This is a genomic window from Propionivibrio sp., assembly GCF_047602565.1.
In the GTDB taxonomy this organism is placed as follows: Bacteria; Pseudomonadota; Gammaproteobacteria; order Burkholderiales; family Rhodocyclaceae; genus Propionivibrio.
The window spans coordinates 3,363,605-3,376,371 of sequence record NZ_JASGGX010000001.1 but is presented as its reverse complement, the minus strand read 5'-3'; the positions used below and the strand labels follow the sequence as shown (position 1 = coordinate 3,376,371).

Below are 12,767 nucleotides of genomic sequence, written 5' to 3'. Positions count from 1 at the left end.
ATTTCGATATAATCACGGAGCATTAAAAACCTCACCGGCCGGAACGAAGCACCGGCTGCCGAGTCCGGCAACGGCAACGGAACGGGTGGGTCAGGCGGTTCATGCGGCCTGGCTTGACTTGCCGCCGACGACGGCGCTCCCGGCAAAACCAATGATGACGCAGAGGCCTCGGCGGCCGGCCATCGCCGCCATGCGAAGGACGTATCCGCCCCCGGCCGAGAGTTTTCAATTCCTAACAATTTAGCGTGAATTAGTTGGCACTTCGCTTGCAGACACCCGGACCAAAATAGCAAAAGATCATAAACAGCCACAACAACGACAACAGAAAAATGCTCTGAACATGCCATCCAGAACTCACCTCGCTCACCTCGTCATGAATGAAAAGCAGGCCATGGTCCGGTTCGCCGCCATGGTCGCGCGAATCTCGCTGCCGATCGCGCTGGCCGGCGCCATTCCGGCGCTGGCCCAGACCAACGAGCCCATCCAGCCGCTGCCGCTCGCCGTCAAGCTGGACGCGAAGCGCGTCGCGCTCGGCGAAAAACTGTTCAACGACAAGCGGCTTTCCAGGGACGACACGCTGGCCTGCGTCAGCTGCCACGACCTCGGCACGGGCGGCGTCGACCGCGAACGGGTGTCGACCGGCATCGGCGGCGCCAAGGGGGCGATCAACGCGCCGACGGTGTTCAACAGCGGCTTCAATTTCCGCCAGTTCTGGGACGGCCGCGCCGCCTCGCTCGAAGAACAGGCGGCCGGCCCGATCCACGACCCCAAGGAAATGGGGACCACCTGGCCGGAAGTGCTGGGAAAACTCGGCCGGGATCAGGCGCTGGCCGCCGAAATGAAGGCCGCCTACGCCGACGGACTGCAGCCGAAGAACATCCAGGACGCCATCGCCACCTACGAACGCTCGCTGGTGACGCCTTCGCGCTTCGACGCTTATCTGCGCGGCGACAAGACGGCGATCACCGCCGACGAACTGCAGGGATACCAGCTCTTCAAGAGCTACGGCTGCGTCGCCTGCCATCAGGGCGTGAACGTGGGCGGCAACATGTTCCAGGTCTTCGGCGTCATCGGAGACTACTTCAAGAAACGGGGCGGCGTCACCACGGCTGACCTCGGGCGCTACAACGTCACCAAGGCCGAGGCGGACAGGCACGTGTTCAAGGTCCCCAGCCTGCGCAACGTCGCCCTGACGGCGCCGTATTTCCATGACGGCTCCGCCGCCAGACTGGAGGACGCGGTCGACGTGATGTTCCGCTACCAGCTCGGCCGCACCGCGCCGGCCGGGGACAAGGAGCTGATCGTCAAGTTTCTGCGTTCGCTGAACGGCGAACACAACGGCAAGCCTCTCGCCGCGGCACGCTGACTGGAACGTCCATCATGAACCGTACCCGTATCTACATCGTTGCCGGTGCCGCGGTCCTCATCGGCGTGCTGGCTTTCCTGGTCATCATGATGCGCAGCGTCGATCTGGAGGCGTACAACACGATCATCGGCGAATTGCGCGACCTGAAGCAGGTCGATGCCAACTGGAACACCGACGTCCTGCGCTCGAAGACGGGCTTCAACAGCAGCTACGACCCCGTGGCCGATCCGCTGCCCCTGATCGCCAGGCTCGAAGCGTCGGTACAGGCGCAGACGGCCGGGCTGAGCGACGCCGACGGCGAGGATTTCCAGAAGTTCTCGGCCGCGCTGGCCGATTACAAGGCGGTCATGGGGCAGAAAATCACGCTGATCGAGCGCTTCAAATCGCAGAACGCAATCCTGCGGAACTCGTCGCGCTACCTGCCGCTGGCCGCGCACGACCTGTCGGCGGAGCTGCACGAAAACATCCGGGACGGCGCGACGCGGACGCTGGCCGAAACCCTGGTCAACGAGCTGGCGACGCAGTTGACGACCTATATCCTGACCTCGGACGCGGCCCTAGGCGGAAGCATCGCGGAAAAACAGGCCGCGCTGCGCCAGCTCGCCGAAAAATTTCCCGCGACGCTGCAGGAACAGGTCGAAATGTTCGGCACGCACGTGGCAACGGTGGTCCGCCAGCAGGACGCCGGCGAGGAGCTGCTGCGCCAATTGACCGCCCTGCCCACGGCGCAGAAGATCGACTGGCTGACCGATGCGCTCAACCGCTGGCACGATCACCGCCTGCTTACCCGGCAGCACTACGGACAGATCCTGATCGCCTACTCGGTGCTCCTGCTCGGCGTCCTGGCCTGGCTGGCGACCCGCCTGGTCAAGAGCTACCGGATGCTGCGCCGGCGCAACGCCGATCTCAGGAAGGCGCACGACGACCTGAAGGAGTCGCAGTCCTACATGATCCAGGCGGAAAAGATGTCCGCCCTCGGGCAGATGGTGGCGGGCATCGCGCACGAAATCAACACGCCGCTGGCCTACGTGAAAGGCACCGTCGATCTGCTGCTCGAAGAAATCGCCCACCTGGCGCAGCTGGTCAACGTCGCCGACCGGTTCAGCCAGGTGATGCGCGAGCAGCGCGACAAGACGGCCATCCGGCAACAGTTCGTCCAGTTGGAGCAGATGGCCCGGCAAACCGCCGAGCGCGGCGTGATGGACTCCATGAGCGCGCTGCTGCAGGACAGTTCGCAGGGCGTCGGGCGCATCGGGGAGATCATTCTCACGCTGAAGAACTTCAGCCGCCTGGACCGGGCCAAGGTCAGCGAATTCAACGTCCAGGAGGGACTCGACAGCACCTTGCTGATCGCGCACAACGTGCTGAAGAACAAGGTGAAGATCGAAAAGGAATTCGAGGAGATCCCGCACATCACCTGCTCCCCTTCGCAGATCAACCAGGTTTTCCTCAACCTCATTTCCAACGCGGCCCAGGCCATTCCGGAAGGCCGCCAGGGGGTGCTGACGCTGCGCACCTTCCCCAAGGGCGACGATTTCGTGTGCATCGAGATCCAGGACAACGGCACGGGCATTCCGGCGGAGGTCCTGCCCAAGATCTTCGATCCCTTCTTCACCACCAAGGAGATCGGCAAAGGCACGGGCATGGGCCTGTCGATCTCCTACAAGATCATCGCCGAACATGGCGGCACCATCAGCGTGGATACCGAACAAGAGGTCGGCACCGTCTTTTCGATCGAACTGCCGGTCGCTCCGCCGGAGCAGGCTTCCGACAGCGGCTTCGAAGAGGAAGCCGCCCTGCTGGCGGTCTGACCGGCCTCGCCCCAATAACAGAAAGAAACACACATGAGCCACAAAGCAAGCGTTCTTTTCGTGGACGACGAAGTACACATCGTCAATCTGCTCAAGATCATGTTCCGCAACGACTACGAAGTGTTCACCGCCACCTCGGGAGACGCGGCCCTGGAGATCGTCCAGGCGCGGCAGATCGACGTGATCGTCAGCGACCAGCGCATGCCCGGCATGCTCGGCACGGAGCTGCTCGGCAAGGTCAAGGCGCGGTCTCCGCGCACCATGCGCATTCTGCTGACCGGCTATTCGGACCTGGCCGCGATGGTCGGTTCGATCAACGAGGGCGAGATCTACCGCTTCATCAACAAGCCGTGGAACAACGATGAAATCCGGTCGATCATCCGCGAGGCCGCCGAAGCGGCGGTCTCGACCGCCAATTCGACCGTGCTCGCGGCGCCCGACGCGCTTGACGAATCCGTCGGCACCGGCGCCGGAATCCTGATCCTGGATCGGGACGTCGCCAACAACGACTGGTTCAAGGAGCATTTCCGGGCCGACTACCACGCCTTCACCGCCCACAGCATCGACGAGGCGCTGCACGTATTGGAGCAGAACGACGTGGGCGTCGTGGTCACGGATACCAAGGTGGGTGGCGAAAACACCTTCGAGTTCCTGCGGATACTCAAGCAGCAGTACCCGCAGGTGATGACGGTGATGCTCACCGCCTACGCCGATGCCGACGCGGTCATGAAACTGATCAATCAGGCGCAGGTCTGCCGGCTCTCCTTCAAGCCGGTCAAGCGCGGCGCCATCGACCTCGCCATCAGGGCGGCGATGATGCATCACCGCCGCTACCGGACCGACCCGGTCCTGTCCCTGCGCCAGCGCGTGGCAACCTCCGGCGAAGCGGAGTCTTCGCTGGCGCGCTCGCTGGCGACGCGGCTGCGCGGCATCGCCAGACGCTTCGGCTTCCATCGCGGGGCGTGAACCCGGCCGTTGCCCGGCCCGCGCTAGCCCTTGTCGAGCGGCCTGGCGCGATTCTGGCCTTGCCGGGCGATCATCCAGCCCGGGTATTCCGGCGGCAGCGCGCTTGCCGCTTCGAGCGCGGCGAGCTCCTCGGCGGCCAGCGTGCAGCCGCTGGCGCCGAGATTGTCGGCGAGCTGCTCGGGCGTCTTGGCGCCGACGATGACGCTCGTCACCTGCGGCCGGCTCAATAGCCAGGCCAGCGCGACGCGCGCGACGGAAACCGCGTGGCGCTCGGCGATCGGCCGCATCGCCTCGATGCAGGCGAAGGCGCGCTCCATGTCGACGATCGGAAAATCGAAGCTCGCGCGCCGCGTTCCGGCCGGACTCCGGCCGTCGGAACCCACTTTTCCGGAAAGCAGGCCGCCGGCGAGCGGACTCCAGACCATCAGGCCGAGCTGCTGGTCGGCGAGCAGCGGCACCACTTCGCGCTCAAGATCGCGGCCGGCGATCGTGTAGTAGGCCTGCACGCTCTCGAAGCGGCTCCAGCCGTGTTGCTCGGAGATCGCGAGCCCTTTCATGATCTGCCAGGCGGCCATGTTGCACAGGCCGATGTAGCGGACCTTGCCCGAGCGCACGAGGTCGTTCAGGGTCGACAGCGCTTCGTCGAGCGGCGTCAGCGGATCGAAACCGTGCAGCTGGTAGAGGTCGATGTGATCGAGCTGCAGGCGCTTGAGGCTGGCGTCAACCTGGGCCATCAGGTGGTAGCGCGATTGCCCGCGCGCATTGATCTGCGCCTCGTCCATGACGCCGGTCGCCTTGGTCGCGACGACCAGTTCGTCACGCGTCAGGCCCAGGCTTCTGATGGCATTGCCGGTCATGGTCTCGGCCTGGCCGAGCGAATAGACGTTGGCCGTATCGATGAAATTGACGCCGGCGTCGACGGCCTGCTTGAGGAGCGCGGTCGCGCCCTCCTGTCCGACGCCGCTGATCGGTTTCCAGAAGCCTTCGCCGTGACCGAAAGTCATCGTGCCGAGGCAGAGCTCGGAGACATAAAGGCCGGTGCGGCCGAGCAATCGATAGCGCATTTCGTTTCTCCTTGATTGAGGTTCAGGACGGAACCCTGGCGGGTTTCAGGCGTTTTGACAAATCCAGCGGGCGATCGTTGGGCCGACCAGAATGACGACGAAAAGGCGCAGCGTTTGCACGGCGACGACGAAAGGCACGTCGGACCGGCTGCCCATCGCGATCAGGATCATCGAATCGAGCCCGCCCGGACTGGTGGACAGATAGGCGGTGAGCGGGTCGATGCCGAGCAGCGCGACGAGCAGCCAGGCCGACAGGGCGCACAGCGCGATCAGGAAAAGCGCCGAGAAAACGAGGCGCGGCAACAGCCGCAAGGCGTGCATCAGGATGCCGCGGTTGAAGTTCAGGCCGACGTACCAGCCGAGCAGCGCCGAGGCGCCGGCCTGCATCCAGAACGGCTGTCTGACGCTGAGCACGCCGGTTGCATGCAGGATGCCGCCGAGCACGATGGGGACGAGGATCGTGCCGGCCGGGATACGCAGCACGTGCGCCAGCAGCGCGCCCGCGAGCGCGACGGCAAGCGTGGCGAAGACGGCCGGCCAGCTGCCGAAGGCGAAGGCCGGCACCGTGGCCGCCGGTGCCGCCGCGGCGCCGCTGCCCAACAGCAGGTGGGCGACCGTCGATGCGGTCAGCACGACGATCAGCATGCGCAGGTATTGCATCAGGGCGACGAGGCGCGCATCGGCGCCGTATTCCTCGGCCATCGCGACCATCGCCGAGGCGCCGCCCGGGATCAGGCCCCAGGCCGCCGTCGTGCCGGGCAGCGTGCGGAACTTGACCAGCGTCCAGCCCACGACCGCGCCGGCGGCGATGGTGCTGGCGACGACCAGGCACATGACCGGCCAGTCGCGCACGATCATGACGACGATCGACGCGCTGATGCTCTCGGCGACCGCGCAGCCGATCAGCGCCTGCGCGGCGAGGAATCCCTTGCGCGGCAGCGCCAATCGGGCGCCGAGCAGGCTCGCGGCGATGCCGCAGAGCATCGGCCCGAGCAGAAACGCGGCCGGCAGCCCCTGCCTCCGCAGCAGCCAGGCGAGCGGCAGCGAGGCCGCGACGAGGAGCAGCCAGCGCGAGGCGTTTCGCAAGAAAAGTCGGGGCATCGGCTTTCGGCCTGGGTTCGGCGCCGCGCCCGCCGGGGCTGACGCGCGGCGAGGCCGGGGCGCGGGCGCGCGGCGGGGTCACCTCAAAAGTTGTTGACCTGGTACAGCGGCGCCTCGCCGCGCAGCACGCGCCGGACTTCCTCGGCCGCCTTGCGCTTGAGTTCCTGCGCCGATTCTTCCGAATACCAGGCCATATGGGGCGAGGCGAGGAAGTTCTCGTACCTGAACAGGGGATGGTCGGGCGCCGCCGGTTCGGACGCGAAAACGTCCATCGCCGCGCCGGCCAGCCGTCCTTCGCCGAGCATCGCCGCGAGCGCCGTCTCGTCGACGATCCGGCCGCGTGCCGTATTGATGAGATACGCGGTCGGCTTCATCAGGCTTAGCCGGTAGTGGTCAAGCAGCATGCGCGTCGATTCGTTCAAGGGGCAATGCACCGAAACGACGTCGGACTGCGCGAGCAGTTCTTCGAGCCCGACCGGCGTCACGAAGTCGGGGAATCGTTCGCGCGCGAGTCGCGTGTCGTGGGCGACGACCTGCATGCCGAGCGCGCGCGTCCGCTCGGCCATCGCGCGGCCGATGCGGCCCAGGCCGATGAGGCCGGCGGTCTGTCCCTGGTGGCGGTGGATCGGCCGCGACAGGCGGAAGTCCCACTGGCCGCTTTTGACGAGACCGCTTGCCGCCCCGACCTTGCGCGTCAGCGCGAGCAGCAGCGCCAGCGCGTGGTCGGCGACCTCGAACGTGCCGTAGTCGGGCACGTTGCTGACGATGATGCCGAGTTCGGCCGCCGCCGCGAGGTCGATCGTGTCCACGCCGACGCCGTAGCGCACGATGACCCTGCAGCGCGGCAGCTGTTCGAGCACGCGCCGCGTCAGCGGCGCGTACATGATCAGGAGCCCGTCGGCGCCCGCGCACCGCGCGACGACTTCGTCCTCGCGCCGGCATTGGAACCAGGCGATGTCCGGGCACACGTCCCGCAATACCTCCCGTTCGATGTCGATCGCCCCATGATCGCAATCGGCGACCATCACTACCTGTCTGCTTGCCAAATCCGTTCTCCTCGATAGGTGCTGGATGCGTTGGGTCAGGCTTCCTCGGTAAAGACGATGTCGCGTTTCCTGCGCACCGCGGGCGCCAGGATGGCGGCGAGGAGCACGGCGGCGACCGCCAGCATGGCGAGCGAGATCGGCCGCGTCACGAAGACCGAGAAATCGCCCCGCGAGAGCACCAGCGCGCGGCGCAGGTTTTCCTCCAGCATCGGTCCCAGGATGTAGCCGAGCAGCAGCGGCGCCGGCTCGCAGCCGAGCTTGGCGAAGACGTAGCCGAGCAGGCCGAAGGCCATCGCCACCCAGACGTCGAACATGTTGTTGTTGGTGCTGAACGCGCCGATCGTGCAGACCAGCAGGATCATCGGGTAAAGCAGGCGGTACGGGACGCGCAGCAGCTTGATCCAGACGCCGATCAGCGGCAGGTTGAGCACGACCAGCATCACGTTGCCGACCCACATGCTGACGACCAGCCCCCAGAACAGCTCGGGATTGTTGCTCATGACCTCCGGGCCGGGCTGGATGTCGTGGATGATCAGTGCGCCCACCATCAGCGCCATCACCGCGTTCGACGGAATGCCGAGCGTCAGCATCGGGATGAACGAAGTCTGCGCGCCGGCGTTGTTCGCCGACTCGGGGCCGGCGACGCCTTCGATCGCCCCCTTGCCGAAGCGCGAGGGATCGTCGGCCATGCGTTTTTCGACCGTGTAGGAGGCGAAGGACGAGAGCGTGGCGCCGCCGCCGGGCAGGATGCCGAGCAGCGAGCCGATCGCCGTGCCGCGCAGCACCGCCGGGAAGGCCTGCTTGAACTCGGCCCATTTGATCCACAGGCTGCTGATGCGCTCGGTCACCACGCTGCGGGTCTCGCTGCGTTCGAGGTTGCCGGCGATTTCGGCGAAGGCGAAGAGGCCCATGGTCATGGCGACGAAGCCGATGCCGTCGATCAGTTCGGGAATTTCGAACGAGAAGCGCGCCGTGCCGGTATTGACGTCGGTGCCGATGCTACCGAGGAGCAGGCCGAGGATCGTCATCAGCACGGCCTTGAGCACCGAGCCGTGCGCCAGCGCGATCGCCGAGACGAGGCCCATGACCATCAGCGAGAAATATTCGGCGGCGTCGAACTGGAGCGCGAGCTCGGCCAGCGGCGGCGCGAAGGCGGCGATCACCAGCGTCGCGACGCAGCCGGCGAACAGGGAGCCGAGCGCGGCGATGCAGAGCGCGGCGCCGGCGCGGCCCTGCTTGGCCATCTGGTAGCCGTCCAGGACGGTGACGACCGATGACATCTCGCCGGGCAGGTTGACCAGGATGGCGGTCGTCGAACCGCCGTAGGAAGCGCCGTAGTAGATGCCCGCGAGCATGATCAGCGCGGTGACCGGCGGCAGGCCGTAGGTCACCGGCAGCAGCATCGCGATGGTCGCCACGGGGCCGATGCCGGGCAGGACGCCGATCAGCGTGCCGATCAGCGTGCCGATGAACGCATAGAGCATATTGGCCGGCGTGACGGCGACGCCGAAGCCGAGCGCCAGGTTGCTTAAAAGGTCCATTTATTGAGCTCCGCTGATGAAGAGGGGCCACACCGGCAGGGGCATGGCCAGGCCATAGACGAAGATCGCGACCGCGACGATGCCCTGGATGACGCCGCTGACGAGCGCCTCTTTCCAGTTGAACTCCCCGCTCGCGGTCGAAGACATGAAGACCAGGATCAGTCCGGCGAGGACTAGTCCGAGCCATTGGGCGGCGAAAACGAAAACGCCGATCGAGAAAAGCACGATGAAGAGCGGCCGCCAGTGCCAGACCGGCTGCGCTTCCTCGCTCGCGCGGAAACCGCCGAAGCTGAGCAGGGCGCCGAGCGCGACGAGCAGGATGCCGAGCGCGCGCGGGAAATAGCCGGCCCCCATGCGCGCCGCGCTGCCGACGGCATAGTCGCGGGAGAGGATCAGCGCGGCGACGCCGAAGGCGATGAACAACAGCCCGGCGTAAAAGTCCTTGGGGTTACGAATCAGTTGCATGGCGCCTCCTTGTACGGGCGCGGTTGTCCGCGCCTCTTATGAACGACAACTGAACCTGCCGGCGGCGGGCGCGAAGAGCGCACCGCCCTTCACGCCCGCCGGCCGGGTGACACGGGTTTCAGGCCGGCATGCGGGCCAGCGCGGCGACGATCGCGTCGCCCATTTCGCTCGTTCCGACACGCTTCATGCCGGGCTGGAAGATATCCGGCGTGCGATACCCCTCGGCCAGCACGCCGGCCACCGCGCGCTGCACGCGATCGGCCTTGTCGGCCAGGTCGAACGAGTAGCGTAGCATCATCGCCATCGACAGGATCGCCGCCATCGGATTGGCGATGTTCCTGCCCGCGATGTCGGGCGCCGAGCCATGCACGGGTTCGTACAGCCCCTTCTTGTCGAGCGCCAGCGACGCCGACGGCAGCATGCCGATCGAGCCGGTCAGCATCGCCGCGCAGTCGGAGAGGATGTCGCCGAAGATATTGCCGGTCACCATCACGTCGAACTGCTTCGGCGCGCGCATCAGCATCATCGCCGCGGCGTCCACGAAGACGTGGCTCAGCTCGACATCGGGGTATTCCTTGCCGACGCGCGTCATCACGTCGCGCCAGAGCTGGCTCGTTTCCAGCACGTTGGCCTTGTCGACCGAACAGACCTTGCCGCGGCGCCCGCGCGCCGTCTGGAAGGCGACGTGGGCGATGCGCTCGACTTCGCTTTCGCTGTAGCGCATCGTGTTGTAGCCTTCGCGCTCGCCGCTCGCCGTGGCGCGATGGCCGCGCGGCTCGCCGAAATAGACGTCGCCGGTCAGCTCGCGCAGGATCACGATATCCAGGCCCTCGACGATTTCGGGCTTCAGGGTCGAGGCGCCGATCAGTTCGGGGAACATGAAGACCGGGCGGAAGTTGGCGAACAGGCCGAGATCCTTGCGCAGGCGCAGGAGGCTCGCGCCCGGACGCATCGCGTAGGGAATGTTCTCGTCGCCGGGCACGCCGGCGGCGCCGAACAGGATCGCTTCGGCCCGGCGCGCGACGTCGAGCGTCGCCGCCGGCAGCGGGTCGCCCGCCGCCTCGACGCCGGCGCCGCCGATCGGCGCCTCGGCGAGTTCCATCGCCGCGTGCTTGCCCATCACGGCCTTGAGCACCTTGACGGCTTGCGCCGTGACTTCTTTGCCGACCCCGTCGCCGGGCAGGATTGCTATTTTCATGAATCGTCCTTCGGTGGATGGTGGATGAAAGGATGCAAGGGCGCGCTCACGGCGCGCCGAGCGCGCGCTCGAACGCGGTGATGTGGTCGATCTGGCTCAGGGTGTAGTCGATCTCGTCGAGGCCGTTGAGCAGGCAGTGCTTGGCGAAGGGATCGACGGCGAAGCGATGGACGCCGCCGCCGGGCGCGCTGACCGTCTGCGCTTCCAGATCGATGCCGAGCGTTGCGCCGGGCCGGTCCTGCGCCTGCCGGATCAGCCCGGCGACGACTTCGGCCGGCAGCACGATGGGCAGGAAGCCGTTCTTCAGCGCGTTCGAAAAGAAAATGTCGCCGAAGCTCGGAGCGATCGCGGCGCGGAAACCGTAGTCGTAGAGCGCCCACACCGCATGCTCGCGCGACGAGCCGCAGGCGAAGTTGCTGCCGGCGACGATGACGCGCGCGCCGCGGTAGGCGTCCTGGTTCAGCACGAAGTGCGGGTTCTCGCCGCCGTCCTTCAGAAAGCGCAGGTCGCGGAACAGGAATTCGCCGAACGGCGCCGAGCGCGGCTTTTGCAGATAGCGCGCCGGCAGGATCTGGTCGGTGTCGACGTTGGCCTGCTCCAGCGGCAGCGCCACGGCTTCGAACTTTTCATACGCTTCCATCATCATCTCCGGGCAAGCAGTTGGCGAACGTCGGTCAGGCGGCCGGTCAGCGCCGCCGCCGCGGCCATTTGCGGGCTCATCAGATGGGTGCGCGAGCCCGGCCCCTGGCGGCCGACGAAGTTGCGGTTCGACGTCGACGCGCACCGTTTGCCGGGCGCGACCCGGTCGCCGTTGGTGCTCAGGCACATCGAGCAGCCGGCGTGGCGCCACTCGAAGCCAGCGCTCGTGAAAACGCGGTCGAGGCCCTCGGCTTCGGCTTGCAGCTTGACCTGCGTCGACCCCGGCACGGCCCAGGCCTGCACGCCCTGGGCGACGTGGCCACCCTCGACGATGGCGGCGGCGGCGCGCAGATCCTCGATGCGCCCGTTCGTGCACGAGCCGATGAAGACGTGGTCGATGACGATATCGGTGAGCACCATGCCGGACGAGAGCCCCATATAGGCCAGCGTTTTCTCCATGGCCGCGCGGCGCTCCCGGTCGGCCACCTGCGCCGGGTCGGGGACGCGGCCGCCGATCGGCAGCGCGTCCTCGGGGCTGTTGCCCCAGGTCACCATCGGCGCCAGGGCGCTGCCGTCGATGCCAATCTCGCGGTCGAAGGCCGCGCCGCCGTCGCTCGGCAGCGCCCGCCAGCGCGCCAGCGCGGCGTCCCAGCGCTCGCCCCGCGGCGCGCACGGGCGGCCGGCGAGCCAGTTGAACGTGGTGTCGTCGGGGGCGATCATGCCGGCGCGCGCGCCGGCTTCGATCGACATGTTGCAGACGGTCAGCCGGCCTTCCATCGACAGGCTGCCGATCGTCGATCCGGCGTATTCGATGGCGTGGCCGATCGCCCCGGCGGCGCCGATGCGCGCGATGATCGCCAGGATGATGTCCTTCGCCGCGACGCCCGCCGCGAGCGGGCCGTCGACGCGGATGCGCAGCGTCGCCGGCCGGCGCTGCCAGATGGTCTGGGTCGCCAGCACGTGCGCGACTTCGGAAGCGCCGATGCCGAAGGCCAGGGCGCCCAGCGCACCGTGCGTTCACGTATGGCTGTCGCCGCAGACGATCAGCATTCCCGGCTGGCTCAGCCCCTGCTCGGGGCCGACGACGTGCACGATTCCCTGGCGGGGGTCGTCGAGCCCGAAAAAGCGGATGCCGGCCGCGGCGGCGTCGCGTTGCAGCGCGTTCGCCATCTCGCGCTTTTCGGCGTCGGCGACGCGCGCCAGGTCGCGGCTGTCGGTCGGAATATAGTGGTCCTGCGTCGCGACGGCGCGCCCGGCGACCCGCGGCGTGAGGCCGCGCTCGCGCAGCATCGTGAAGGCCGGCGCCGAAACGTCCTGGAGCAGGTGCAAGTCGACATACATCAGATCCTGGCCGTCGGCGCGGGTGATCACGCGATGCCGCGCCCAGATTTTTTCGAACATCGTCTGCGCTGCCTTACTGCTTTCCATTTTTTTCTACCTCTTCATGCGCTGGTTCGCGCCCTATGTCGGTGTTGTGCAACGTTTGATAAGGTCGGCCGTCCCCGTTCCGGCGTGAAAGCCGGAATCCGGTCGAAGTCTGCGGAATGGGATGTCTCCGTTGCAGGCGCGG

At 66.8% G+C, this 12,767-nt stretch carries 10 protein-coding genes and 1 pseudogene; 3 read left to right on the top strand and 8 right to left on the bottom strand.

From position 1 onward, the window contains the following. The first annotated feature begins 340 nt into the window (after window positions 1-340). Genes QM701_RS16015 through QM701_RS16005 form a run of 3 tightly spaced genes read left to right on the top strand, consistent with a single transcriptional unit; the run spans window position 341 to window position 4,143 of the window. Window positions 341-1,366, top strand: coding sequence for a cytochrome-c peroxidase (locus QM701_RS16015; RefSeq protein ID WP_415168012.1), 1,026 nt, complete (start codon window positions 341-343; stop codon window positions 1,364-1,366). Between the two features lie 14 nt (window positions 1,367-1,380). Beyond that, complete coding sequence (locus tag QM701_RS16010; RefSeq protein ID WP_415168011.1) at window positions 1,381-3,177, top strand: DAHL domain-containing protein; 1,797 nt, start codon at window positions 1,381-1,383, stop codon at window positions 3,175-3,177. A 33-nt stretch (window positions 3,178-3,210) separates the two neighbouring features. Further along, window positions 3,211-4,143 carry a response regulator gene (locus QM701_RS16005; protein WP_415168010.1) on the top strand — a complete coding sequence of 311 codons (933 nt, stop codon included), beginning with the start codon at window positions 3,211-3,213 and terminating at the stop codon, window positions 4,141-4,143. A gap of 23 nt (window positions 4,144-4,166) precedes the next feature. Here QM701_RS16005 and QM701_RS16000 read toward each other — a convergent pair whose 3' ends face one another. From QM701_RS16000 to leuC, 8 genes and pseudogenes are all read right to left on the bottom strand, one after another. After that, window positions 4,167-5,207, bottom strand: coding sequence for an aldo/keto reductase (locus QM701_RS16000; protein ID WP_415168009.1), 1,041 nt, complete (start codon window positions 5,205-5,207; stop codon window positions 4,167-4,169). 45 nt (window positions 5,208-5,252) lie between these two features. Beyond that, window positions 5,253-6,308: an AbrB family transcriptional regulator gene (locus tag QM701_RS15995; protein ID WP_415168008.1), complete on the bottom strand. Its 1,056-nt coding sequence runs from the start codon at window positions 6,306-6,308 to the stop codon at window positions 5,253-5,255. A gap of 83 nt (window positions 6,309-6,391) precedes the next feature. Beyond that, window positions 6,392-7,354 (bottom strand): C-terminal binding protein, encoded by a 963-nt coding sequence (locus QM701_RS15990; RefSeq protein WP_415168007.1) that lies wholly within the window; start codon window positions 7,352-7,354, stop codon window positions 6,392-6,394. 35 nt (window positions 7,355-7,389) lie between these two features. Beyond that, a complete protein-coding gene (locus tag QM701_RS15985) occupies window positions 7,390-8,895 on the bottom strand; it encodes a tripartite tricarboxylate transporter permease (protein WP_415168006.1) in 1,506 nt (501 codons plus the stop codon). After that, window positions 8,896-9,360 (bottom strand): tripartite tricarboxylate transporter TctB family protein, encoded by a 465-nt coding sequence (locus tag QM701_RS15980; RefSeq protein WP_415168005.1) that lies wholly within the window; start codon window positions 9,358-9,360, stop codon window positions 8,896-8,898. It abuts the gene before it with no gap. Window positions 9,361-9,478: 118 nt separating this feature from the next. Continuing rightward, window positions 9,479-10,558 (bottom strand): 3-isopropylmalate dehydrogenase, encoded by a 1,080-nt coding sequence (gene leuB, locus QM701_RS15975; RefSeq protein ID WP_415168004.1) that lies wholly within the window; start codon window positions 10,556-10,558, stop codon window positions 9,479-9,481. 46 nt (window positions 10,559-10,604) lie between these two features. After that, a complete protein-coding gene (gene leuD / locus QM701_RS15970) occupies window positions 10,605-11,198 on the bottom strand; it encodes a 3-isopropylmalate dehydratase small subunit (protein ID WP_415168003.1) in 594 nt (197 codons plus the stop codon). Between the two features lie 2 nt (window positions 11,199-11,200). Beyond that, a pseudogene (gene leuC, locus QM701_RS15965) lies at window positions 11,201-12,625 on the bottom strand (3-isopropylmalate dehydratase large subunit). Window positions 12,626-12,767 lie beyond the last annotated feature (142 nt).

Excerpts from the sequence above, each read along its gene's own strand:
- QM701_RS16015 (WP_415168012.1), top strand. The coding sequence starts at position 341 with ATGCCATCCAGAACTCACCTCGCTCACCTCGTCATGAATGAAAAGCAG.
- QM701_RS16010 (WP_415168011.1), top strand. The coding sequence starts at position 1,381 with ATGAACCGTACCCGTATCTACATCGTTGCCGGTGCCGCGGTCCTCATC.
- QM701_RS16005 (WP_415168010.1), top strand. The coding sequence starts at position 3,211 with ATGAGCCACAAAGCAAGCGTTCTTTTCGTGGACGACGAAGTACACATC.
- QM701_RS16000 (WP_415168009.1), bottom strand. The coding sequence starts at position 5,207 with ATGCGCTATCGATTGCTCGGCCGCACCGGCCTTTATGTCTCCGAGCTC.
- QM701_RS15995 (WP_415168008.1), bottom strand. The coding sequence starts at position 6,308 with ATGCCCCGACTTTTCTTGCGAAACGCCTCGCGCTGGCTGCTCCTCGTC.
- QM701_RS15985 (WP_415168006.1), bottom strand. The coding sequence starts at position 8,895 with ATGGACCTTTTAAGCAACCTGGCGCTCGGCTTCGGCGTCGCCGTCACG.
- QM701_RS15980 (WP_415168005.1), bottom strand. The coding sequence starts at position 9,360 with ATGCAACTGATTCGTAACCCCAAGGACTTTTACGCCGGGCTGTTGTTC.
- leuB (WP_415168004.1), bottom strand. The coding sequence starts at position 10,558 with ATGAAAATAGCAATCCTGCCCGGCGACGGGGTCGGCAAAGAAGTCACG.
- leuD (WP_415168003.1), bottom strand. The coding sequence starts at position 11,198 with ATGGAAGCGTATGAAAAGTTCGAAGCCGTGGCGCTGCCGCTGGAGCAG.